The sequence below is a fragment of the Brenneria rubrifaciens genome, assembly GCF_005484945.1.
In the GTDB taxonomy this organism is placed as follows: Bacteria; Pseudomonadota; Gammaproteobacteria; order Enterobacterales; family Enterobacteriaceae; genus Brenneria; species Brenneria rubrifaciens.
Window position 1 is genome coordinate 2561472 of the sequence record NZ_CP034035.1, and the last position, 23583, is coordinate 2585054.

The 23583-nt window shown below is 55.0% G+C and carries 22 protein-coding genes; 4 read left to right on the top strand and 18 right to left on the bottom strand.

The window, feature by feature from the left end; genetic code table 11:
• Positions 1 to 32 precede the first annotated feature (32 nt).
• From hypE to EH207_RS11710, 12 genes are all read right to left on the bottom strand, one after another.
• Complete coding sequence (hypE, locus tag EH207_RS11655) at positions 33 to 1091, bottom strand: hydrogenase expression/formation protein HypE (RefSeq protein ID WP_137714136.1); 1059 nt, start codon at positions 1089 to 1091, stop codon at positions 33 to 35.
• The gene (hypD, locus tag EH207_RS11660) at positions 1092 to 2207 is read right to left on the bottom strand and encodes a hydrogenase formation protein HypD (RefSeq protein ID WP_137714137.1); all 1116 of its coding nucleotides are present in this window, start codon (positions 2205 to 2207) and stop codon (positions 1092 to 1094) included. It lies immediately after the preceding gene.
• Positions 2194 to 2481 carry a hydrogenase maturation factor HybG gene (gene hybG / locus EH207_RS11665; RefSeq protein ID WP_137714138.1) on the bottom strand — a complete coding sequence of 96 codons (288 nt, stop codon included), beginning with the start codon at positions 2479 to 2481 and terminating at the stop codon, positions 2194 to 2196. Before hybG ends, hypD begins: the two co-directional genes overlap by 14 nt.
• On the bottom strand, positions 2472 to 3539 hold the full coding sequence (gene hypB / locus EH207_RS11670) for a hydrogenase nickel incorporation protein HypB (RefSeq protein ID WP_137714139.1): 1068 nt from the start codon (positions 3537 to 3539) through the stop codon (positions 2472 to 2474). The genes hybG and hypB overlap by 10 nt, the downstream gene beginning before the upstream one ends.
• Before the next feature lie 55 nt (positions 3540 to 3594).
• Positions 3595 to 3936, bottom strand: coding sequence for a hydrogenase maturation nickel metallochaperone HypA (hypA, locus tag EH207_RS11675; RefSeq protein WP_137714140.1), 342 nt, complete (start codon positions 3934 to 3936; stop codon positions 3595 to 3597).
• Positions 3929 to 4471 carry a hydrogenase-2 assembly chaperone gene (gene hybE, locus EH207_RS11680; protein ID WP_137714141.1) on the bottom strand — a complete coding sequence of 181 codons (543 nt, stop codon included), beginning with the start codon at positions 4469 to 4471 and terminating at the stop codon, positions 3929 to 3931. Before hybE ends, hypA begins: the two co-directional genes overlap by 8 nt.
• Complete coding sequence (locus EH207_RS11685; RefSeq protein WP_137714142.1) at positions 4455 to 4958, bottom strand: HyaD/HybD family hydrogenase maturation endopeptidase; 504 nt, start codon at positions 4956 to 4958, stop codon at positions 4455 to 4457. Before EH207_RS11685 ends, hybE begins: the two co-directional genes overlap by 17 nt.
• Positions 4958 to 6664 carry a hydrogenase 2 large subunit gene (hybC, locus tag EH207_RS11690; protein ID WP_137714143.1) on the bottom strand — a complete coding sequence of 569 codons (1707 nt, stop codon included), beginning with the start codon at positions 6662 to 6664 and terminating at the stop codon, positions 4958 to 4960. Before hybC ends, EH207_RS11685 begins: the two co-directional genes overlap by 1 nt.
• Positions 6642 to 7844, bottom strand: coding sequence for a Ni/Fe-hydrogenase cytochrome b subunit (hybB, locus tag EH207_RS11695; protein WP_137714144.1), 1203 nt, complete (start codon positions 7842 to 7844; stop codon positions 6642 to 6644). The genes hybC and hybB overlap by 23 nt, the downstream gene beginning before the upstream one ends.
• The gene (gene hybA, locus EH207_RS11700; protein WP_137714145.1) at positions 7828 to 8868 is read right to left on the bottom strand and encodes a hydrogenase 2 operon protein HybA; all 1041 of its coding nucleotides are present in this window, start codon (positions 8866 to 8868) and stop codon (positions 7828 to 7830) included. Before hybA ends, hybB begins: the two co-directional genes overlap by 17 nt.
• A 3-nt stretch (positions 8869 to 8871) precedes the next feature.
• On the bottom strand, positions 8872 to 10005 hold the full coding sequence (gene hybO / locus EH207_RS11705) for a hydrogenase 2 small subunit (RefSeq protein ID WP_137714146.1): 1134 nt from the start codon (positions 10003 to 10005) through the stop codon (positions 8872 to 8874).
• Between the two features lie 513 nt (positions 10006 to 10518).
• Positions 10519 to 12087 carry an ABC-F family ATPase gene (locus EH207_RS11710; protein ID WP_425456728.1) on the bottom strand — a complete coding sequence of 523 codons (1569 nt, stop codon included), beginning with the start codon at positions 12085 to 12087 and terminating at the stop codon, positions 10519 to 10521.
• A gap of 140 nt (positions 12088 to 12227) precedes the next feature.
• Between EH207_RS11710 and EH207_RS11715 the strand changes: the two genes are divergently transcribed.
• The 4 genes from EH207_RS11715 to treC all read left to right on the top strand — a co-directional run bounded on the left by EH207_RS11715 (position 12228) and on the right by treC (position 17112).
• Complete coding sequence (locus EH207_RS11715; RefSeq protein ID WP_137715335.1) at positions 12228 to 13109, top strand: PhzF family phenazine biosynthesis protein; 882 nt, start codon at positions 12228 to 12230, stop codon at positions 13107 to 13109.
• Between the two features lie 45 nt (positions 13110 to 13154).
• Positions 13155 to 13685, top strand: a complete 531-nt coding sequence (locus EH207_RS11720) for a GNAT family N-acetyltransferase (RefSeq protein WP_137714148.1) — start codon at positions 13155 to 13157, stop codon at positions 13683 to 13685.
• Positions 13686 to 13947: 262 nt separating this feature from the next.
• Positions 13948 to 15366, top strand: coding sequence for a PTS trehalose transporter subunit IIBC (gene treB, locus EH207_RS11725; protein WP_137714149.1), 1419 nt, complete (start codon positions 13948 to 13950; stop codon positions 15364 to 15366).
• Between the two features lie 63 nt (positions 15367 to 15429).
• The gene (gene treC, locus EH207_RS11730) at positions 15430 to 17112 is read left to right on the top strand and encodes an alpha,alpha-phosphotrehalase (RefSeq protein ID WP_137714150.1); all 1683 of its coding nucleotides are present in this window, start codon (positions 15430 to 15432) and stop codon (positions 17110 to 17112) included.
• 163 nt (positions 17113 to 17275) lie between these two features.
• On the opposite strand, the gene elaB is transcribed toward treC, so the two are convergent.
• The 6 genes from elaB to nuoJ all read right to left on the bottom strand — a co-directional run bounded on the left by elaB (position 17276) and on the right by nuoJ (position 23580).
• The gene (elaB, locus tag EH207_RS11735; RefSeq protein WP_137714151.1) at positions 17276 to 17584 is read right to left on the bottom strand and encodes a stress response protein ElaB; all 309 of its coding nucleotides are present in this window, start codon (positions 17582 to 17584) and stop codon (positions 17276 to 17278) included.
• Positions 17585 to 17776: 192 nt separating this feature from the next.
• A complete protein-coding gene (gene nuoN / locus EH207_RS11740) occupies positions 17777 to 19234 on the bottom strand; it encodes an NADH-quinone oxidoreductase subunit NuoN (protein WP_137714152.1) in 1458 nt (485 codons plus the stop codon).
• Positions 19235 to 19240: 6 nt separating this feature from the next.
• A complete protein-coding gene (nuoM, locus tag EH207_RS11745) occupies positions 19241 to 20776 on the bottom strand; it encodes an NADH-quinone oxidoreductase subunit M (RefSeq protein ID WP_137714153.1) in 1536 nt (511 codons plus the stop codon).
• Positions 20777 to 20876: 100 nt separating this feature from the next.
• Positions 20877 to 22724, bottom strand: coding sequence for an NADH-quinone oxidoreductase subunit L (gene nuoL / locus EH207_RS11750; RefSeq protein ID WP_137714154.1), 1848 nt, complete (start codon positions 22722 to 22724; stop codon positions 20877 to 20879).
• Positions 22721 to 23023, bottom strand: a complete 303-nt coding sequence (nuoK, locus tag EH207_RS11755; protein ID WP_137714155.1) for an NADH-quinone oxidoreductase subunit NuoK — start codon at positions 23021 to 23023, stop codon at positions 22721 to 22723. The genes nuoL and nuoK overlap by 4 nt, the downstream gene beginning before the upstream one ends.
• The gene (gene nuoJ / locus EH207_RS11760; RefSeq protein WP_137714156.1) at positions 23020 to 23580 is read right to left on the bottom strand and encodes an NADH-quinone oxidoreductase subunit J; all 561 of its coding nucleotides are present in this window, start codon (positions 23578 to 23580) and stop codon (positions 23020 to 23022) included. Before nuoJ ends, nuoK begins: the two co-directional genes overlap by 4 nt.
• Between the last annotated feature and the right edge of the window lie 3 nt (positions 23581 to 23583).

Sequence of the window (23583 nt, forward strand, 5' to 3'; positions counted from 1 at the left end):
GCAATAACGTCATAGCGAGCGACCCCACCGGGTCAGCATATCCGCGGCATCGGTTCATTATGCGGCAGATCCAACAGCCTCGACGCCCCAAAAACCCCGCACAGCCGTACCTGTGGCGCAGCCGTGACCTCGCCAATCGTCGCAGCGTCGCGACCCAGCGGGTGCGCCCGCAGCGCCGTCAGCACCGGGGCTTCCGACTCGGCGGAAACCACCAGCACCAGTTTGCCTTCGTTGGCGAAATTCAGCGCCTCCAGCCCCAGAATTTCGCAGATGCCGCGCACCGTCTGCTTCAGCGGCAAATCGCTTTCATTGACGTCCATACCCCAGCCGCTGGCCAGCGCATATTCATGCAGGATCGCAGTCACGCCGCCGCGCGTCGCATCCCGCAGCGCCCGCACGCCTGCTATCTCACGCAGCGGCGCGATCAACGGCGTCAGTACCGCGCAATCGCTCGACAGTTCGGCCTCAAGCCCGAGTTGCTCGCGCTGGTTAAGGATCGTCGCGCCATGATCGCCCAACGTACCGCTGACGATAATTTTATCGCCGGGGCGGATCTCGCCACTGCCCCAGCGCACCGCGGTCGGGATAACGCCAATCCCGGACGTATTGATAAAAATCTTGTCGGCCGCGCCGCGCGGCACCACTTTGGTATCACCGGTCACGATCTCAATACCGGCATCCCGCGCGGTTCGGGCCATAGATTCAACAATGCGCAGCAAATCGGCGCCGGGGAAACCCTCTTCAATGATAAAACCGCAGGAAAGATAGCGCGGCTGAGCGCCGCTGACGGCGATATCGTTCGCCGTACCGCAAACCGCCAGCTTGCCGATATCCCCGCCGGGGAAAAAAATGGGGTCGATAACATAGCTGTCGGTGGTAAAAGCCAGCCGATCGCCCAACTGCGTCAACAGCGCCAGCGGCAATCTGGCCTGATCTTCACGCTGCCCCAGCAGCGGATTATCAAACGCTCGTAAAAACAGTTGTTCAATCAACTGCTGCATCGCCCGGCCGCCGCTGCCATGCGCCAGCGTAATCTCTTTAGGCAACGTTTCTTTTAAACAAAAGGCCGTTGGCTGTGTCTCACCGCTCATTCAGGCACACTCCCGCCGATACTGATAATAAGCCGCACACGCCCCTTCGGAGGAAACCATCAGCGCCCCGATCGCATTCTGCGGCGTGCAGCGCCGGGCGAACAGCGGACAATCCGCCGGTTTGCAACGCCCGGTTAAAACGTCGCCACAGCGCGATCCCGGATCATCCGCCACGCACTGCTGTCGTGGTTTGAAACGCCGCTCGGCGTCAAAAGCGGCATAGGCTTCCCGCAGTTGCATACCGGAATCCGCGATCTCGCCCAGACCGCGCCATTCGCTGCTGGATTTGGCTTCAAATACCGCCGCCATCGCCTGCTGAGCCAGCCGGTTACCGCTATCGGGGACAATACGCCGATACTGGTTCTCTACCTCACAACGCGCGGCATGGATCTGGCCGACCAGCATCAGCAGCGCCTGCAAAATATCCAGCGGCTCGAACCCGGTGACCACGAACGGCTTGTGGAACCGATCGCACAGTTCCTGATAAGGATAGGCGCCAATCACCATGCTCACATGCCCCGGCGCCAGAAAACCGTCAATGCGCAGATCGGGCTGCATCAGCAAACTGCGCAGCGTCGGAACAATGGTGATGTGCTGACAGAACAAGGTAAAGTTGGCGATGTTGCGGCGTCTGGCCTGTTGCAGCGTCAGGGCGGTGCTCGGCATGGTGGTTTCAAATCCCAGGCCGAAAAACACCACCTGACGATCCGGGTTTTTCTCGGCCAGTTGCAACGCGTCCAGCGGCGAATAGACCATGCGCACATCGGCGCCATGACGACGCGCATCCTGCAACGAACCATTGCGTCCCGGTACGCGCATGGCGTCGCCGAAGGTACAGAAGATCACTTCAGGGTGCGCGGCGATTTCCAGACACGCATCAATACGTCCCATCGGCAACACGCATACCGGACAGCCCGGACCATGCACAAATTCAATTTCCGGCGGCAACAGCCGATCCAGTCCGAACTTGAAGATAGCGTGGGTATGCCCGCCGCACACTTCCATCAATTGCAGCGGATGTTCCCGCAGTTGCGGCATCTCCGCCACCAGCGCCCGAATGCGTTGCAGTAACGCTTTGGCCAGTTCAGGATCGCGGAATTCATCAACGTATTGCATAGTCCTCCCCGCGCTGGCGCATTTCGTCCAGTTCCAGTCCGACGGCGCGCATGGATTGCAGCGCTTCCAGCGTATCCCGCGCCTCCTGTTCATCCAGCAGACTCATGGCAAAACCGACATGCACCAGGACCCATTGCCCCACCAGATCGGCGGGCGAATCCTCGCACACCAGCGCAATATTCACCGCGCGGCGTACACCACAGACGTCAACATCCGCAGGCTGATGAATATCGTCCCCGACGGACACGACCTTACCCGGAATGCCTAGGCACATCGTCGCGCCTCCAGCCAGCCAAGCCATTCGTCCATGCCCTCGCCGGTGCGGGCGGACAAGGCGATAACCTGAATGTCCGGGTTGACGCGCCGGGCATTGGCGACGCACGCTTCCAGATTAAAATCCACATAAGGCAGCAGATCGAGTTTATTGATAATCACCAGCGACGCGGCCGCGAACATATGAGGATATTTCAGCGGTTTATCGTCCCCCTCCGTCACTGACAGTACCGCTACTTTGGCGCGCTCGCCCAGATCGAACCCGGCCGGACAGACCAGGTTGCCGACATTCTCGATAAACAGCAGACTGTTATCCGGCAGTGATAAGCGGTGCGCGGCATCGTGCACCATCTGCGCATCCAGATGACAGCCCTTGCCGGTATTCACCTGGATCGCGGCCACGCCCGTTGCACGAATGCGTTCCGCATCATGGGTGGTTTGCTGATCGCCTTCGATCACCGCACACGGCACCTGCTGACGGATATGATTCAGCGTCGTCGTCAACAGCGTGGTTTTACCCGAACCGGGGCTGGAAACCAGATTCAGCGCCAGAATGTTCTGCGCCTTGAAATGTTCCCGGTTATGTTCCGCCAGTTGGTTATTCTTGCTCAGCACATCCATTTCAACCTGCAACAACCGTTGCTGTCCCATACCTGGTGCATGGGTGCCGGCAGCCCCTTGCCCATAATGCAGATCCTGCTGATTAACCGCCGGCTGAAACGGCGCTTCGGCACCCTTGCGCTGATCATGACTGGGGTGGCGATGACCCTCGTGCGCCGGATTGCCCAACGGCGCCCCGCCATAATAATGATGATGAACATCGCCCTGATGGTGGTAATGATGATGGTGAATCACCACGTCGCGCGGCGTGTTTTCACTTGCGTCGTGCTGGTCATGCGCATGCGTATGATAGATGTCTTGGTGTTTGTGAGAATGGCGACCGTGTCGTCCGTGATGCTGCGCGTGGTCAGGGTGATGGTGGTCATGATCGTGGGCGTCAGGATGCTCGTCACCTTCGATTCTGCGCTCCCCTTCACCGCAACCGCATGTGGTACACATAGGGATCTCCTCCCGATTCAAACGTGCTTATTAAAAAAATTTCCCGGTTTACCGGTCATTCAATCGCCAGTTGTTTGATTTGCAGACTGTCGCCGTCATCGACCCGCAGGTGGTGGCTGCCGCACTGCGGACATCCTTCATGATGGTTCAGAACTTCCACTAGGGCGCTGCATGCCCAACACCACGCTTTTGCCGGTCGGATGTCGACATGTAGCTGACACCCCTCCGCCAGCGTTTGCCGACAGACCGATTCAAAACAAAAACGCAGCGCGCGCTCTTCAATGCAGGATAGCGCCCCTATTTCCAGCCACACCCCGGTCACCCGCCGGGCCTGATGCCGGCGAGCCTGCTGTTCAATCAATTCCAGCGCGTTGTAGCACATAGAAATTTCATGCATGTCGTCCACTCCGGTTACCACTGAAAAGCGCCCGTAAACGGCTATTTCGCGGAACATGGCCATCCGCCACCGGCAACGAAAGCGCCATCCTGACACTTTGCTCGGCCAGCAAAACGGCCTGTTCGCCGCGCAGATGGCGGTCAATCGGCGACATGAGCGAACAGGACAGATACTGTCTTCCCGACATCTCGCCAACGATAAACGTGACGTTCCCGCACGGCAGCGCCAGCCCCTGACGGCCGGCCGGCGTTCTGATCGGCCAGACTTGTCCCGGCCCCGGCAGCACCAATAAACTCATCATCCAGGGCGTCAACAGACAACCGACCCACTGCTGTTCAAACAGGGTAAACCCGCAGGCGCGGACCGGAATGTCTTCATGAAAAAAGGGCAACGACCGCATTTTTTCATCGGCAATCCGCGTAAACCGCTGTTCCAGCCACGCCGCCGGATGTTCATCATGCCGGCGCGTCGATAGCGATTCTTTGCGCTCACCCGCTATCTTGCGCACATTGTTCACGTCAGATGCGTTGTTCATTACTCACCTCGCACCGTTCACTCACCGTGACGCCGCTTTGCCGCAGCGCGGCTACCACTTGTTGTACCGCAGACGCCATCGCCTGCCTCACCGTCTCCGTTAGACCGATATGGACCTCCAGTGAAGCGGGTTCGACGCCAATCAGCGTCAGTTTCTGCGGAAATTCATCCGTGAGTTGCAGCGCCATCAGCACATCGGATAAACCCAACTGGTGCGGGGAAATCTTGCGGGTAAACAGCGCGGGCACTTCCCTGTCGCGCAGTACCGTCACCGTCCCCGGCGCTTGTCCGGTCAGCAGCGCATCGGCAACGATCAGATGATCGCGCCCGGCCATCGCGTCCATCAGTGCCAACCCGCAGGTGCCGCCGTCAACAATGTCTATCGTCGGCGAGAATCTGTAGCGCTGCGCCAGCGCCTCAATGATACGCACCCCGACGGCTTCATCACTTAAAAGCAGGTTGCCGACCCCCAACACCAGTATATTCATCACAGCACCCTGACCCGCGTCACTTCACTGCCGCTCACCGTATCCACGATATGCACCGCGCAGGACATGCACGGGTCAAACGAGTGAATGGTTCGCACCACCTCCAGCGGTTTATGCGGATCGGCTATCGGCGTGCCGACCAGCGACTGTTCGTAAGGGCCGGGCGTTCCCTCGACGTTACGCGGCCCGGATGTCCAGGTTGACGGAACCACCGCCTGATAGTTGGTGATTTTGCCGTGTTTGAATACGATCCAGTGCGACAGCATCCCGCGCGGCATTTCGCCGAATCCCACACCGCGGAACTCGGTATCCGGCGATAAGTCCGGTTTGATAAACGTCTGGTAATCGCCTTTACCGATATTGGCAACCAGCGCCTGCCATTGCTGATCCAGCGTATCCTTGAGCACGCAGCAGTGCACCGTACGGCCGATCACCCGGCCCAATGTGGAATGCAGGCGCGCCACGTCCAACGCCTGTCCCGTCAGTTTCCGGTATGCCGCCGCGACCTGCGCATAATGCGTTTCGGTCAGCGGGTGTCTGGCGGCCAGACTGCACAGCAGCCACGCCAGCGGGCCTACTTCAACGGTCTTGCCGTAGAAGGTCGGCGCTTTTACCCAGGAGTATTTACCGTCTTCCTGCCAGCCGGTGTAGTCAGGACGCGTCAGCCCTTCCCACGGCGCCAGCGGCTCATCATCCTGATACCAGGCGTGCTTGCCGCTCTCTTTGATTCCGTCGATCAGGAATTTGTCGCTGTGGCTGGTAATCGGGCGATACTTGGCAAAATCGCCGTTTTCCAGATAGCCGCCGGCCAGCAGGAAACCGCCGCTTTGACTGTCAGTCGGCAGTTCAGGGACGCTGAGATAATGATCCGCCCCTTTGCCCAAATGCAGCCAGTCTGGATAGTGGGCGGCAATGACCGCACAGTCCACTTTATACACCTGCTCAATGAAATCGCTTAGCCGATCGATAAACGCTTTCACATACATCAGGCGTTCAAGATTCAGCACGCTGGGCGCATCCAGGTTGATCGGGTTGGCCACGCCCCCTACCGCCAGATTCTGGATATGCGGCGTTTTGCCGCCGAGGATCGCCACAATACGGTTGGCGTCACGCTGACACTCCAGCGCCTGTAGGTAGTGCGCGACCGCAATCAGGTTAACTTCCGGCGGCAGCGCCATCGCCGGGTGTCCCCAATAGCCGTTGGCAAAAATGCCCAGTTGACCGCTGGCGACCAGATCTTTCAGCTTCTGCTGCACCCGGGTGAATTCGGAAGCGTTGTTCAACGGCCAGTCAGACAGCCCTTTCAGCAATGCTTCCGCTTGTTGCGGGGAGGCGTTAAGCGCAGACGTCACATCCACCCAGTCCAGCGCGGAGAGCTGATAGAAATGGACAATGTGGTCGTGAACGCTGTGCGCAGCCAGTATCAGGTTGCGGATATACTGCGCGTTGACAGGCACATGCAGTTGCAGGGCATTTTCCACCGCCCGCACGGAGGCAATGGCGTGCACCGTGGTACAGACGCCGCAGATACGCTGCACAATCATCCACGCATCGCGCGGGTCCTGACCGGTGACAATTTCTTCCATGCCGCGCCACATGGTGCCGGACGACCAGGCCTTGGTGACTTTCCCCTGTTCGATCTCGCAGTCAATGCGCAGATGCCCCTCGATACGGGTAATAGGATCAATGGTGATGCGTTGGCTCATGCTTTACCTCGGCCTGATGATTCTTCTGGACGCCTTCCCGCGCGGGAAGTACCGGCAGCAGCCGGATTAACAAGATGTATGCGCAGACTTCAATCGCGACAAAACCGATAGAGATCAGCACTTCCGATGCGGATGGGAAGTAGTGATAGCCGCCACCGGGGTCGAAAGCCAGCAAGGAATAGCTCAGCCGCCATAAGGCCGCCCCGAACAACATGCTCAGCGCGCCCACAAACAGCAGGCGTGAATCATGGCGGTAGCGTTTGAAACGGAACATCAGCAGCGGGAAGAGCATCAGCGCGGCTTCGCACCAGAACGTCAACGCCAGGCGATCGCCCCTGAACAGATAGCCCGTTTTGTCGTGCCAGATAATTTCGCCGAAGCGCAACGCCACAAACAGCAGCAGCAGTACCTGAATGATTTGCGTCAAACGGGCAAAAAGGTGCTTTTCATCCGGCCCGCGGCCTTTCAGCCCGGCCTGCACCAGCGAACCTTCAAACATGACGATAGAGAAACCCATGATAAAGGCCGTCAGCAGCGATAACAGCGGCAATAACTCATAGCTTTGCCACAGCGGATGAACTTTATAACCGGCGGAAATCATCAGCGACCCCATGGATGACTGATGCATGGTCGGCAGTAGCGCCCCTAACGCGATAATAAGAAACATCACTTTGTTCAAACGCCTGAGAGAAACCTTCCATCCCATGCGCTCACATATGACCGGCGCGAACTCCAGCGCCATCACGCCGATGTAAATCATCATACAGACCGCCGTCTCAAACAGGACGGATGACGTATTGAAATAGCCCGGAATAAAGAAGTACGGAATATTCCAGTAACGCCCGACGTCAATGGTGATCGACAGCCCCCCCAATGAGTAACCAAACAGGCTGGCTAGCAGCGCCGGACGCACCAGCGGATGGTATTCGCCGCGGTTAAACACATAGACCGCCCAGGCCAGCGCCCAGCCGCCGCAGGCAAAGCCGGTGCCCACCAGCAGATCGAACGCAATCCAGATCCCCCACGGGTAACCGCCGTTAAGCGCCGCGACCGCGCCGATGCCGAACACCAGACGTTTGACAATCAGCAGCGCGCACAGAATGACAAACGGCGCCAGCGACATCACCGGCCAACTGACCAGACGGCCGCCTAATGGACTCGCTTTATGATGCGCCGTCATAGTTGTTCTCCTGTTTCTTGTCGGCATCCGTAGGGCGGTCATCGTGATCCAACCGGTCGGCCCGGGTGTTGCGATGCACCAGTACGGATAGCCCGACCAGCACCGCCAGCGGCAGCACCATGCCTTTGTAGAGCGTGTGCTGGACATATTCGGATCGCGCCCCGGTGGAAAGCTCGGCCAACGCCGGCAAATCCAGATTCTGATAAGGCACGCCCGCCAGCACCAACACCTGCGTGCCGCCGGCTTCTTTTTCTCCGTAAAGATGCGGATCGTATCTCGGCACGGTATGGAGATAGGTGTCCTTTTTCGCCAGCGTCTGCCGCGGGTAGTGGTTCGCCTCCCCCGCCGGCAACGATAAACGGCGCTTCGCTTCGGATAACAGTTCTTCACGGGTGCCGAAAATCACCGCGCCGGTCGGACAGACATCCACGCAGCCCGGCAGACCGCCTTTGTCTAAGCGCGCCAGTCCCGGCTGATTGCACAGTTCGCATTTGTACAGTTTGCCGAACGGGTGTTCGTAGTCGTACTTGGGAATATTGAAGGGGCAGGCCACCATGCAGTAGCGGCAGCCGGTACACACGCTGGCGTCATAGTGCACCACGCCGGTTTTGGCGTTTTTCGTCAAAGCCGAAACCGGACAGACCGACACACAGTTGGGATCGATACAGTGCATGCACTGCTTTTTAATATACGCGTAACCGTTGTCGAGCTGATCCTTGTTGGTTCCGTCGCCGGCACGCCACACCTGAATGATGTTATTGGTGTAAGGGCTGAGTTTGTCGTTGTTCGACCAGATGGCGTCGCCGCCGGCGTAAATCTTGCTGGCCGGGTTATACGCCAGCTTATTGAGCCGCTGACATTCGGTAACGCACGCCTGACAGCCGACGCACAGCGTTGAGTCGTAGAGCATACCCAACGCACCGGGGATCGGCGGTTTGTTTTCAGCAGCGCCCTGCGCCGCCACAGGCGTACCGGCCATTAACGCGCCAGCGGAAGCCAGTTTGAAAAAATGGCGTCTGTTCACGGCTTAACCCTCCCGGGATGCGTTTCCGGCGTCCTGCTGGCTTTGCTTTTGTTGACGCCCCAGTTCGCGCACGGTCATCAAACTCACCCCGCCAACCACGCCGAGCACACCGCCGATCAAGCCAACCGCCGTCGTAGACATCTGCCCGCCCTCCGGGCTATGGATTGCCGGTTTTTCCACCCGCGGCGTCGGATTTTCCACGCTGGACAGTTGGAAGATACCTTTAGTGAAACCGATGCCTTTCTCGTTGCAGCCGTAGCAAGGATGCCCGATCCCCACCGGCCAGATGCCGCCGCCCACATCACAAAACTCCAGCGTCGGGCAGTTACCATAGGTTTCCGGCCCTTTACAGCCCAGATGGTAGAGGCACCAGCCCTGACGATGCCCTTCATCGCCAAACGCTTTCGCAAAACGTCCGGCGTCAAAGTGCGGGCGCCGCTCGCAGTTTTCGTGAATCAAGCGGCCATAGGCAAAGGTTGGCCGCCCCTCGCTATCCAGCGCGGGCGGACGTTGATAGGTGATGAGATGGGCAACGGTGGCAAGAAAATTGTGTGGATTCGGCGGACAACCCGGAATATTAATCACCGTTTTCCCCGGCAGGACATCCTGTAGGCTGACCGCCCCGGTCGGGTTACTGCCCGCCGCCGGAACGCCCCCCCAGGCGGAACAGGAGCCGAGGGCGATGATGGCGGCGGCGTGTTCGGCCGCGTCGCGGATATGCGCCACAATCGGTTTTCCCGCCACCATGCAATAAATTCCGTCGTCTTTCATCGGTATCGAGCCATCGACCACCAGAACAAATTTCCCTTTATATTGCGCAATGGCACGGTGCTTGTTTTCTTCCGCCTGCTCACCGAAAGCCGCGGAAAGCACTTCGTGATATTCCAGCGAGAGGGTATTTAACAACAGATTCTCAATGGTTGGGTGAGTGGCCCGCAACAGGCTTTCCGTACACCCGGTACACTCCTGCGCGCCAATCCAGATAACCGACGGGCGCTGTGGCGCGCTGATTGACCGGGCAATTTCCGCCACCGCGGGAGCCGCCAACCCCATTGACGCGGCGAGTGCTGAACATAACTTCATAAAATCACGGCGATTCACGCCATGATGGGAAAGCATTAAATTTTCCCCACTCATTTTTATTATTCTCCCGCGACTCAAAGGAGTAACATGCACAATGTGTAGGGGTATGGTAAGGAGTAATTTAAGTTAACAGACTTGATCTCTATCAATCGTCTGGACAATAGATTTCTTATTTCTTTTGTAACTGTGACGCTATACACATAGATTCTATTTAGAGGAATATTGCTAGTATTTAAATGAGAAATAATCGCAATAATAACCATAAATTATCATCGTATTTATTCTGAATGAGCAAAATCGATTAATTATCTAATTCAACCATTTGATATACAATGTTTTTTAGTAAAGCTTATTATGTCGATATTTAATTATTCCTGAAGCAATGAATGTTATTTATTAATCCGAAATTACGCGCAAACAAACCATTCAAGGTAAAATGGGTGACTGAATACAGAATAAGAAATGGCGGTGCGCAATGCCAAGGGTGGCTGACGGGCAAATAAAAAGGCAGCGGCGGTATCAACCACGCTGCCTCAAATGACGAAGCCGTACGTTCCCAGGGATCTATTACTGAATGCCCTGACTGCGCAGATAATCTTCGTAATTGCCAGTGAAATCGATCACTTTATTCGGCGTGATTTCCAGGATACGCGTGGCCAGAGAACTGACGAACTCACGGTCGTGAGAGACAAACAGCAGCGTCCCTTCGTACATTTCCAACGCCATGTTCAGCGATTCAATCGATTCCATATCCAGGTGGTTAGTGGGTTCATCCATCACCAGAATATTCGGTCGCTGCATCATCAGTTTGCCAAACAGCATACGGCCTTTTTCGCCACCGGACAGGACTTTCACTTTCTTCTTGATGTCATCCTGGCTGAACAATAAACGGCCCAGAATACTGCGAACAGCCTGTTCGTCGTCTTTTTCCTGTTTCCACTGGCTCATCCAGTCAAACACCGTCAGGGCGTCATCGAATTCATATTCATGATCCTGAGCATAATAGCCGATTTTGACGTTTTCTGACCATTTCACGCTGCCGCTGTCAGGCTGCATATCGCCGACCAGGGTTTTCATAAGCGTCGATTTACCGATGCCATTGGTGCCCAAAACAGCGACTTTTTCACCCACTTCAACCATCAGGTTTAATTTGCTGAACAACGGGCCATTATCAAAGCCTTTTGTCAGCTCATGCACTTCCAGCGCGTTACGGAACAGTTTTTTATCCTGTTCAAAGCGAATAAATGGGTTCTGCCTGCTGGACGCCTTCACCTCTTCCAACTGAATTTTATCTATTTGACGGGCGCGCGATGTCGCCTGCTTGGATTTGGACGCGTTGGCGCTAAAACGGCTGACGAACGATTGCAATTCGGAAATCTGGGCTTTCTTCTTGGCGTTATCCGCCAGCAGGCGTTCACGCGCCTGAGTAGCCGCCGTCATGTATTCATCATAATTGCCGGGGTAAATACGCAGTTCGCCGTAGTCCAGATCCGCCATATGCGTACAGACCATATTCAGGAAGTGACGGTCGTGGGAAATGATGATCATGGTGCTATTACGCTCGTTCAGCACCTGCTCCAGCCAGCGGATGGTGTCAATATCCAGGTTGTTGGTGGGTTCATCCAGTAACAGGATGTCCGGGTCGGCAAACAGCGCCTGCGCCAGCAACACCCGCAGTTTCCAGCCGGGGGCCACTTCACTCATCGGACCGTAGTGTTGCTCCACAGGTATCCCCACGCCCAGCAACAGTTCACCGGCGCGGGCTTCAGCGCTGTAACCATCCATCTCACCATACTGCACTTCCAGTTCGGCCACTTTATAGCCGTCCGCTTCGCTCATATCAACCGATGAATAGATACGATCGCGTTCCTCTTTTACCGCCCACAGCTCCGCGTGGCCCATGATGACGGTATCCAGCACGCTGAATTTTTCAAATGCGAACTGATCCTGACGTAATTTCCCCAGACGTTCATTGGGATCGAGGAACACGTTACCGGAACTCGGCGCCAAATCGCCGCCGAGGATCTTCATAAACGTTGATTTGCCGCAGCCATTCGCGCCAATCAAACCATAACGGTTACCGCCGCCAAATTTAACGGAAATGTTCTCAAACAACGGCTTACTGCCAAACTGCATGGTGATATTGTTGGTACTTAACACAGCACTTACTCAAGTCAGAATGTGATATAGCGCACATTATGCCACAAGCACGCGGCAAGGTCGCGGCGAGTTTCGAGCGCTCTTTTAAGCAACAGCCAATACAGGATGAACAATGCATGCCATTACCACGCCGTTTTAAACAAGTGGATGTTTTCACCCGGCACCCTTTCAAAGGTAATCCGCTGGCGGTCATCATGGAGGCCGACGGGCTGAGTGAGAAGCAAATGCAACATATCGCCCGCTGGACCAACCTTTCGGAAACCACTTTTTTATTTCCGCCTGCCGATCCTGAGGCGGATTATCGCGTGAGGATCTTCACCCCGGCGTTCGAGCTGCCGTTTGCCGGTCATCCCACACTCGGCTCGGCACACGCCCTGCTGGAATCCGGATTGCAGACTAAAACGCCTGGCCAGATTGTCCAGCAATGCGGCGTCGGTCTGGTGCCTATCCATATCGCTGATGACGGCATGCTGGCTTTTCGTGTACCGCAGGCCACCATCGTCCCGTTTGATACCGAATTGTATCCCCTGTTGGAACGAACGCTCGGCAGCGGCAACATAGATAAACATTATCCGCCCGCGAGCGTCCACATGGGAATAAGCTGGCTGGTTATTCGTCTGGACAACGCCGCTACCTGTCTGGATATCACGCCCGATGCGCTATCGCTGGCGATGTTGCAGCAAGCTTGCAACACGGATGGCATCGCCATCTACGGCCCGCACGATAGTGCCGCGCCAGCGGATTATGAAGTCCGCACGTTTTATATTGAGCTGGGCGTGCTAAAGGAAGATCCGGTCACCGGCAGCGCCAATGCTTGCATGGCCGTGCTGCTGCGACATCAGCAATACCCGGATAATATCGCCGATAAATTGGGTTACAGCGTCCGGCAAGGCATCAGGCGCCAGTGTGACGGACGGCTTTTCATGACCTATCTGAACGATGAACCCTGGGTCGGCGGGCATAGCGTGACGATTATCGACGGTACGTTGCAAACGTAAACTTCATACAAGTAGGAGATAAAAACCGTGATCAAAGGAACCACGATGGAAACACTGTCTGAGCTATACCATCCGCCTCATTTGTGTTTAAGCATTCAGGATGAGAACGATGCCGCCGCCATTTTTAACCTGGTTCAGCAAGAGAAACACCGACTCGAGCGTTCCATGCCCTGGCCTGATTACGAGATCCGCATGGAGCACTCACTGTATACAATTAAGGCGAACCGGGATGCATTCATCGCAGGAACGTCGGCGGTGTATGCCATTCGCTGGGATGATGCCATCGTCGGTATCTCTTCATTCAATGACATCCAGAATAAAACCGGGGAAATTGGTTATTGGGTGGCGGGAGCATATGAAGGTAAAGGCATCGCTTCTCTGGCCGTGAGCACCATGGTCAAGGCGTATATCTCCGCCGGCATCATCGAACGTTGTGTCATTAGGGCGTCGGTTGAGAACGAGCGCAGTAACGCCGTAGCGAAACGGATCGGCTTTCATTTTCAACGGATCGACAAGGATGCGGAAAGAATTTGCAATCGTAATGTCGACCAGAACGTTTATCACTATCCAGCCTGACTACGAATTTACTGCCAATCAATAAGGCCGCCTCAACAATAGGCGGCTTTGGGTGCCCGAATGCCGGCCTTACCTTCTTCCCGTCTCCCCAGCGTAACAATACGCCAGATTGATAATGGTTACCTTGAAGCTCAAATTCCCTTTAAAAAACAGCAAAATGCTCTATTATTTCCTTGGGGCTCTCAATTCCCCCCTCTTCAATTTGGAATCTATGGGATAGGAACCCCATCCGGTTTGTGATTCATACATTAAGGACATTGATATGAGCAAGATTAATCAACAGGACATTGATCGTCTTATTGAACTGGTCGGCGGACGTGAAAACATTGCCGCCGTCAGCCACTGTATTACCCGGCTTCGTTTTGTGTTGAACGACGCTTCAAAAGCCCAACCTAGAAACATTGAAGAACTGCGCATGGTCAAAGGCTGCTTCACCAATGCCGGGCAGTTTCAGATCGTTATCGGAACGGATGTGGATGAATATTACAAAGCGCTGTTGATCAGTTCCGGGCAAAACGCGATCAACAAAGAGGAAGCCAAAGTCGCTGCCCGCCAGAATATGAGCTGGTTTGAACGCAGCATTTCCCACATTGCCGAGATTTTCTTTCCATTGCTGCCTGCGTTGATCAGCGGCGGTTTGATTCTCGGCTTCCGCAACATTATCGGCGACATTCCTGTGCGCGACGGCCAAACCCTGGCGCAGATCTATCCTTTCTGGCAAACCCTTTCCGATTTTCTCTGGCTGATAGGTGAAGCGATCTTCTTCTATCTGCCGGTCGCGGTCTGCTGGTCAACCGTCAGAAAAATGGGCGGCACGCCAATCCTCGGTATTGTACTGGGAATTACGCTGGTCTCCCCACAGTTGATGAATGCCTACCTCATTGGTCAGCAAACGCCCGAAGTATGGAATTTCGGCTGGTTTGCCATTGAAAAAATCGGTTATCAGGCGCAGGTGATTCCTTCCGTGCTGGCGGGCATGTCGCTCGCCATCATTGAAACCCGTCTGAAAAAATGGACCCCTGACTACCTCTATCTGGTCGTGGTGCCCGTTACCTCGCTCATTCTGGCCGTTTTCCTGTCGCACACGCTGATCGGTCCGCTTGGACGCATGATCGGTGATGGCGTCGCCTGGGCAGTGAAATCCGTCATGACCGGCAGTTTCGCGCCGATTGGCGCCGCGCTATTTGGTTTTCTGTATGCACCGCTGGTCATCACCGGCGTACACCAAACTACGCTGGCCATTGATATGCAGATGATCCAAAGTACGGGCGGAACCCCCGTTTGGCCATTGATCGCCATTTCAAACATCGCCCAGGCCGCCGCCGTGGTCGGCATTATTATTGTCAGCCGTAAAGAGAATGAACGAGAGATCTCCGTTCCGGCGGCAATTTCCGCCTTTCTTAGCGTCACCGAACCGGCGATGTACGGTATTAATTTGAAATATCGTTTCCCAATGCTATGCGCCATGACAGGTTCCGCGGCCGCGTCTCTGATTTGCGGTTTGTACGGTGTGACGGCCAATGGCATCGGCATTGGCGGGCTACCCGGAATACTCTCTATCAAACTGCAATTCTGGAGCGTATTCTTTCTGGCGATGACGGTCGCCACGATTGTTCCGATGGTACTCACCGTGCTGATCTATAAACGCAAGTTGCGCTACGGTACGCTGCAACTCGTATGACATGTTGGCTGCAAGCGGCAGACATCGAGCCGCTTTCGAACCTTGGTTAAAGAGGAGAGCGTCATGACTACGTCCCTGCCCTGGTGGAAAAACGGCGTGATTTATCAAATCTACCCGAAGAGCTTTCAGGACAGCACGGGTAATGGCGTGGGCGATATCAACGGCATTATCTCGCGTCTTGATTACCTGCAACTGCTGGGCGTCGACGCTATCTGGCTTACCCCGGTTTACCTCTCTCCACAGGTCGATAACGGCTACGATGTCGCCGACTACTGTGTTATCGATCCCGCCTACGGGTCGATGGAAGAAATGGAAACCTTGATTGCCGAAGCTCATCAGCGCCGTATCCGTATCGTGATGGATATGGTTTTTAACCATACCTCGACACAGCACCGCTGGTTTCTGGCTGCTCAGGAACGCCGCAGCGCCTACCGTCATTTTTATATCTGGCGGGATGGCAACGGTGAGGCGCCGCCGAACAACTGGCGTTCCAGATTCGGCGGTTCGGCCTGGCAATGGCATGACGAAAGCCAGCAATATTATCTGCATATTTTTGCCACCGAACAGGCCGATCTTAATTGGGAACATCCACGGGTACGCGAAGCGTTGAAAATGGTCTGTGAATTTTGGGCAGAAAAGGGGGTCGACGGGTTGCGGCTGGATGTGATCAATCTGGTTTCCAAACAGCAGGATTTCCACGACGACGAACACGGTGACGGGCGGCGTTTCTATACGGACGGCCCGCGCATCCATGACTATCTTCAGGAGTTCAGCCGAGAGATTTTTCAACCTCGCAGGTTGATGACCGCTGGAGAAATGTCATCCACCTCGCTTGAGCACTGCCGCCGTTACGCGGCATTAGATGGCAACGAACTGTCCATGACCTTCAATTTCCATCATCTGAAAGTTGATTATCTCAATGGTGAAAAGTGGACCCAAGAAAAACCGGATTTCATCCAGTTAAAACAGATAATGAAGCAGTGGCAGCAGGAAATGCATAACCATGCCTGGAACGCGCTTTTCTGGTGTAATCACGACCAGCCCCGCATCGTTTCACGCTTCGGCGATGAGGGGACGTTCCGGGTTCAGTCCGCCAAAATGTTGGCGATGGTGCTGCATGGCATGCAGGGCACGCCTTATATCTATCAGGGAGAAGAAATCGGCATGACCAACCCCGGTTATACCGCGCTCAGCCAATACCGGGACGTGGAAAGTCTCAACATGTTCGCGGAACGCCGCGCCAGTCAGTCAGAAGAACAGTTGTTGGCAATCCTCTCCGTTCGCTCGCGCGATAACGGTCGGACGCCAATGCAGTGGAGCAATGCTGAAAACGCAGGTTTCACCACAGGCACGCCCTGGCTGCAGCCCTGCGCCAATTATTCTCACATCAATACCGAGCAGGCGCTGGCCGATCAAAACTCGGTCTTCTATACCTATCAGCATTTGATCCTGCTGCGCAAAGCACTCCCGCTGCTAACTTATGGGGATTACCAGGATTTGCTGCCCGATCACCCTTCTCTATGGAACTACCAAAGATGCTGGCGTGGACAAAAATTGCTGGTGTTAGCCAATCTCAGTGCGCATCCCCAACGCTGGCAATACGTTCAAACTGCCGATTTGCGCCGTTGGACGCTGCTTTTGAGTAACTACCCCGATGCGGCGGTACAGCCCGGCATGATGACGCTGCGTCCCTTCGAAGCGATTTACTGGACGCAAGGCATACCGGAAAAAGAGGATAGAGTGTGAGCGTCCAAGCAGGATGATCAAGCGGGGAAAAGGTGAACGACGCCAGGATCTTGCAATAATAACAAACATTCCATAGTGAGCATCCCACTACAGAATGTTTGCTACATTGAACCGCTCAGCTTGAGAAAAGCCCCCCGTTCAGCATATCGTCTCATCATACTGGCTAGCGTCTGACCAGTAACAATCCGATCACCAATCCAATAGTTGCGCCGATACCGACGCCATGCCAGGGTTTGTCGTGTACATAGCCGTCCGCTTTATCCGCAACCTTTTTGGCCCGTGCGTAGTAACTATCGGTTGCACCGATACGCTCTTTCACTCCCAGCAGCGCTTTCTCCGCACTCTTCTTCAGGTCAAGATAGGCTTTATCAGCCTGATCGCCAGAGTAGCGCAGTAACTCATCCAGCGTATCCGACAAGAGCTTTAAATCGTCATCAATACGAATGTCTCCAGGCTGTTGCTTTGCTGCCATAAAATTTCCCTCTTCTTTCTTATGAAAAATCATTGTCAGTTAACTATAGACAATTCTGGGATGAAGTAGCGAATGACGGGAACAGAGCATTCCTAAAATGGACGAAGTGACCAAACCGACAGGATAAAAAAACCGCCACGGGATGCGCCGGCAGCGGTTTTCAAAGACGAAACAACCCTACATCGATAGCAATTACATCATGGGCTGTGCAAACTGTACCAGTGAGATCAGCGGCTGCGGATAAACCCCCAGCAGCAATACGACCACCGATGATATCAATACCACCACGCCGCCCGCCGTCAATGCCCAATTGCTTGGCGTATCACGCTGCAACACTTGCGGCGCGCTCAGATACAGACTTACCATGACGCGCAGATAGTAATACAGACCAATGGCGCTACCTAGCACAACCGTACCGGTTAACCACCACAGACCGGCATTCACACCAACGGCCAGAACATAGAATTTACCAAAGAAGCCCAGCGTCATCGGAATCCCCGCCAGCGACAGCATCATCACCGTCATCACCGCGGAAAGAATCGGTTTATGCCAGAACAGACCGCGATAAGAGAACAGTGAATCGGCGTCCGGGCCGCGATACGGGCTGGACATCAGGCTGACCACACCGAACGCGCCCAGGCTACTGAACAGATAGCCCAGCAGATACACGCCCACCGTTTCCAGCGCCATCTGATGACTTTGCACCGCAATCAGTGCAACCAACAGGTAACCGAGATGAGCAATGGACGAATACCCCAGCAAACGCTTGATATTGCTCTGCGATACCGCCATCACGTTACCAAACAGGATGGAGGCAAAGGCAATGACCCCCAACGCCATTCTGACAGAATCGCTATCGACCATCGGCGCGTAGAGGAACAAACGCATGACCGCGCCAAAGATGGCGATTTTACTGGCGGTAGCCAGAAAGGTCGATACCGGCGCCGGCGCCCCCTGGTAAACGTCCGGGGTCCACAGTTGGAAAGGAACCAGAGACAGCTTAAAGCCCAGCCCCACGAGCATCATCCCCAGCCCCGCCAACAGCAACGGTTCGTGAATCTGCCGATCGCTCAGGCGATTACCCAGACTGGCAAAGCTCAGATCGCCGGACTCCGCATAGACCAGCGCCATGCCAAACAGCAAGAACGAGGATGCGGCAGCCGAGAGCAGCATGTATTTGATACTCGCCTCCAGCGAACGTTTCTGACGGAATGCGTAACCAATCAGACCGAACAGCGGCAAAGAAATCAATTCAATACCGATGAACAACGCAGCAAGGTGATTCGCGCTCGCCAGCAAAATGCCCCCTAACGCCGCGATAAGAACCAGTAAATAGAACTCATCACGGTTATCCGGGTAACCTTCCAGCCAGGGATAGGCAAAGGTGCTGGTCGCCAGGCTGGCTAACAATACCAGCCCGGCATAAAACATGGAGAATCCATCGACACGCAGTAGCGGCGTGATATCCATTGCCCCTGCCTGGCCGACAAAGTAAAGCGACAGCAGCGCAATATTCAGGCCGACAACCGTCATGGTTGCGTTAACAAAATGGTTGCGTCGCCACGCAATGCACAGCATCACAACCACTACCGTCAATCCGACGATCAACAGCGGCGATAGCGCGATTAGTTGTTGAGGAGTTATTGTCATGGCGAATTACGGCCTTGTTGTTGAAATTATGGAATCTGGAGCAGATGACATAAACCACTGCTGGATATTTAACATCGCGGCACCGGAGGTATCCAGAATCGGCTGCGGGAACACCCCTAACAACACCAGCAATACCACCAATAGCATCACGATGGATAATTCACGCATCGACATACTCTGTAACGACCGATCGGATTTCGGCGCGCCGTAGTAAGCGCGCTGCATCATGATCAGTGAATACACCGACGCGAATACCAGCCCAAATGTTGAAATCACCGTGATCGTCGGCACCACCTGATAGCTGCCGAACAGAATCATGAATTCGCCGACAAAGTTACCCGTACCCGGCATGCCCAACGTGGCCACGGCAAAAAACAGCGACAGCGCGGGCAGATATTTCAGACGCGCCCACAGGCCGCCCATCTCGCGCATATCGCGGGTATGCAGCCGTTCGTACAACTGGCCGCACAGAATAAACAGTCCGGCGGCGGACAGACCGTGCGCAATCATCTGAATGACCGCCCCCTGATAAGCCAGTTGACTGCCGGAATAAATGGCAATCATCACGAACCCCATGTGGGAAACAGAGGTGTAGGCAATCAAACGCTTGATATCAGTTTGATTAAAGGCCATCCATGCGCCGTAGAAAATCCCAATCACGCCGAGCCACATGGCGATAGGCGCAAATTCATGTGACGCATTCGGGAACAGCGGCAGGCTGAATCGAAGCAGACCATAGGCCGCCGTTTTCAGCAAAATGCCCGCCAGATCGACAGAACCTGCGGTCGGCGCCTGACTGTGCGCGTCGGGCAACCAGCCATGCAGAGGCACGACCGGCATTTTTACCGCGAAGGCGACGAAGAAGCCAAGCATCAACAGATATTCGACACTGCGTGACATCGGTGTGTCGATCAGTTTCTCATAGTCGAACGTCCACTCACCGGTCGCGTTATAGTGCACGAATACCAGCCCCAGAATCGCAATCAGCATCACCAGTCCGCTGGCCTGGGTGTAGATGAAAAACTTGGTCGCGGCGGTAATACGGGTTTTACCGTCCGAGCCTTTGTGTCCCCACAACGCAATCAGGAAATACATCGGCACCAACATCATTTCCCAGAAGAAGAAGAACAGGAACATGTCGATAGCGACGAAAACCCCGATGACGGCGCCCAGTATCCACAACAGATTCAAATGGAAAAAACCCTGATAGCGTTGAATTTCATTCCACGAGCAAAGGATCGCCAGAACACCCAGCAAACCGGTCAACACCACCATCAATATCGACAGCCCATCCAACGCAAGATGGATATTGATACCAAAACGAGGTATCCACGGCACATTGAACTCGGCCTGCCATTGCGGCAGCCCATCGGGGGTTGCCAGAGAATAGCCACCTTGCAACCACAGTTGCAGAGATAGCGTCAGAGTCAGCCCCATAGCAATCAACGCGATCCAGCGCGGTACTTTCGTACCAAAACGCTCGCACTGCCAACACAGTAGACCGCCGATAAAGGGGATAAGAATTAGCCAAGGTAGTAGCATGGCGTTTGGTGTCCCTAAATTAAAGAAATCTGAAAACTTTGCCGTGGCAGGCACTCCCCCCAGGAAATGCCCTGCCCTTCGCACGTTACCGGATAGCGCCTTAAACCAGCAATAACAAGCCCAGCACCACGACGGCGCCTAAACTCATCGAGGCAACGTACCAGCGCACTTGACCATTTTCGCTTACTGTCAACCCACGGTTTCCCCAACGGGTAATCAAAGCCGGAATATTCATCAGTGAGTTCAGCGGATCACGCTGCAACAGCTTCGCTATAGCCAGATAAGGTCTGATAAAGACTTTGTCGTATACCCAGTCAAAGCCCCAGGCATGGAACCACCATGTCGAGAAGAAACGCCCGGGCGCGCTGTTCGCAATACGCTTAACCGCCTGACGTTTGCCCAGCCACAGCAGCGCGGCCAGCAAAATTCCCGCAATGGCAACCACGCCGGAGGCGATTTCCAGCGTCATGACCTGGCTATGCTCAAGTTCCGTTGTTTGCGGCAATACGCCCTGCAAAGGAGGAACAATCATCGCGCCGATAAAGGTCGACAGCACCATTAACACAATCAGTGGTAAATGATGGGAGATGCCCTTACCCGGGTGCGCGTTGGTTTTCGCTTCGCCGTGGAATACGATAAAGATCATACGGAAGGTGTACAGCGAGGTCATGAAGGCGCCGGCCAATCCCGCCACCATCAGGTTGATATGACCATTCGCCCACGCCCCGGCCAGAATTTCGTCCTTACTGAAAAAGCCTGCCGTCAGCAACGGCAACGCCGCCAGCGCCGCGCCACCGACCAGGAAGCAGACATACACCAACGGGATGGTTTTACGCAGGCCGCCCATTTTGAAAATATTCTGTTCGTGATGACAGGCAAGGATGACCGAACCGGAGGAGAGGAACAGCAACGCTTTGAAAAACGCGTGCGTCATCAGGTGGAATATGGCCGCATCCCACGCCTGAACGCCAAGCGCCAGAAACATGTAACCAATCTGGCTCATGGTGGAATAGGCCAGAACGCGTTTGATATCGGTCTGAACCAGCGCAGCGAATCCCGCCAATACCAGCGTGACCGCCCCAATGATGCCGACCAGATGCAAAACATCCGGCGCCATCAGGAACAGGCCATGCGTACGGGCAATCAGATAGACGCCCGCGGTAACCATGGTTGCAGCGTGGATCAAGGCCGAAACCGGGGTTGGACCGGCCATCGCGTCAGCCAGCCAGGTCTGCAATGGCAACTGTGCGGATTTACCTACCGCCCCGCCGAGCAGCATCAGAGTAGCCCAGGTAATCGCCGGGGAGCCTTCCGCCAGTTGTTGCGGCGCCAGAACCATCAGTTCACGGAAGTTCAGCGTACCCAGTTCGTTGTAGAGAATGAACAAGGCGAATGCCAGGAACACGTCACCCACGCGGGTTACCACAAATGCTTTCATCGCTGCCGCGCCGTTCTTCGGATTGGTGTAATAGAAACCGATCAGCAGATAACTGCACAGCCCCACGCCCTCCCATCCGAGGTACATCAACAGCAGGTTATCCGCCAGAACCAGCACCACCATGCTCGCAATAAACAGGTTGGTGTAGGCAAAAAAACGGGAATACCCCTCTTCTCCACGCATGTACCAGGAGGCAAACAGGTGGATAAAGAAACCGACGCCAGTCACCACGGACAGCATGGTTAACGACAGGCCATCCAGCGTTAATGTCACGCCGATGTCAAAATTCCCAACCGCCATCCATGTCCACAAATGCTGGTTGAAGAGGGTCACGCCGCCATTCTGCCCGCCCATAAAATCAACCACTACCCAGGCCGTAACCAACGCTGCCAGACCAATCGAGCCAACCCCTACGGCCGCAGAGGTATTCTCTGACCAGCGACCGCGGGAAAAAGCCAACAACAGAAATCCGAGCAGCGGAAATAATATTGTTAAATAGAGTAAGTTCATCCGCGCATCTCACTGACTGTATCAATATTCAGGGTCTGACGACGTCGATACATCTGTAGCAGCAGCGCCAGGCCGATACTGGCCTCGGCCGCCGCCAGCGTAATCGCCAGAATGTACATCACCTGACCGTCCGGTTGCTGCCAGTAACTGCCGGCCACCACAAATGCCAGTGCGGCGGCGTTGATCATAATTTCAAGACTGATCAACATAAACAATAAGTTACGGCGAATCAGCAGCCCAGTCAGCCCCAAAACAAACAGCGCGGCAGCTAAAATCAAGCCATGTTGTAACGGAATCATGCGCGTTCCCCCGCTATTTTTTTCTCCACATCCTGGTCCGCGCTTTCTTTGCTGATAACCTCGCCACGTTTGTCTTCACGACCAATATGGAAAGCGACGACCAACCCGGCCAGCAGCAACATTGAGGCGAGCTCAACAGCCAAAACATAAGGCCCGAACAGACTAATCCCTACGGCTTTCGCGTCCACCGCTTCACCACTCATGCCCTGATCGCTCAGGCTAAGAATCCCCTTCACAATCACCGCCAGCAAAACAAGCGACAACAGGCCAGGACCGATCCAGACGCCCGGCTTCAGCCAGATACGCTCCTGCTCTACCACCGCGTCGCCTAGATTAAGCATCATGACGACGAACACAAACAGCACCATAATGGCGCCCGCGTAAACGATGATTTCCAATGCGCCGGCAAAGTAGGCGCCCAGCGAAAAGAACACGCCCGCGACAGCCAGCAGGGAGACAATCAGATATAACAATGCATGCACTGGGTTGGTATGGGTAATGACGCGTAATGTCGCCAATACCGCAATCAAACCCGTGACATAAAAAGCGAATTCCATGCG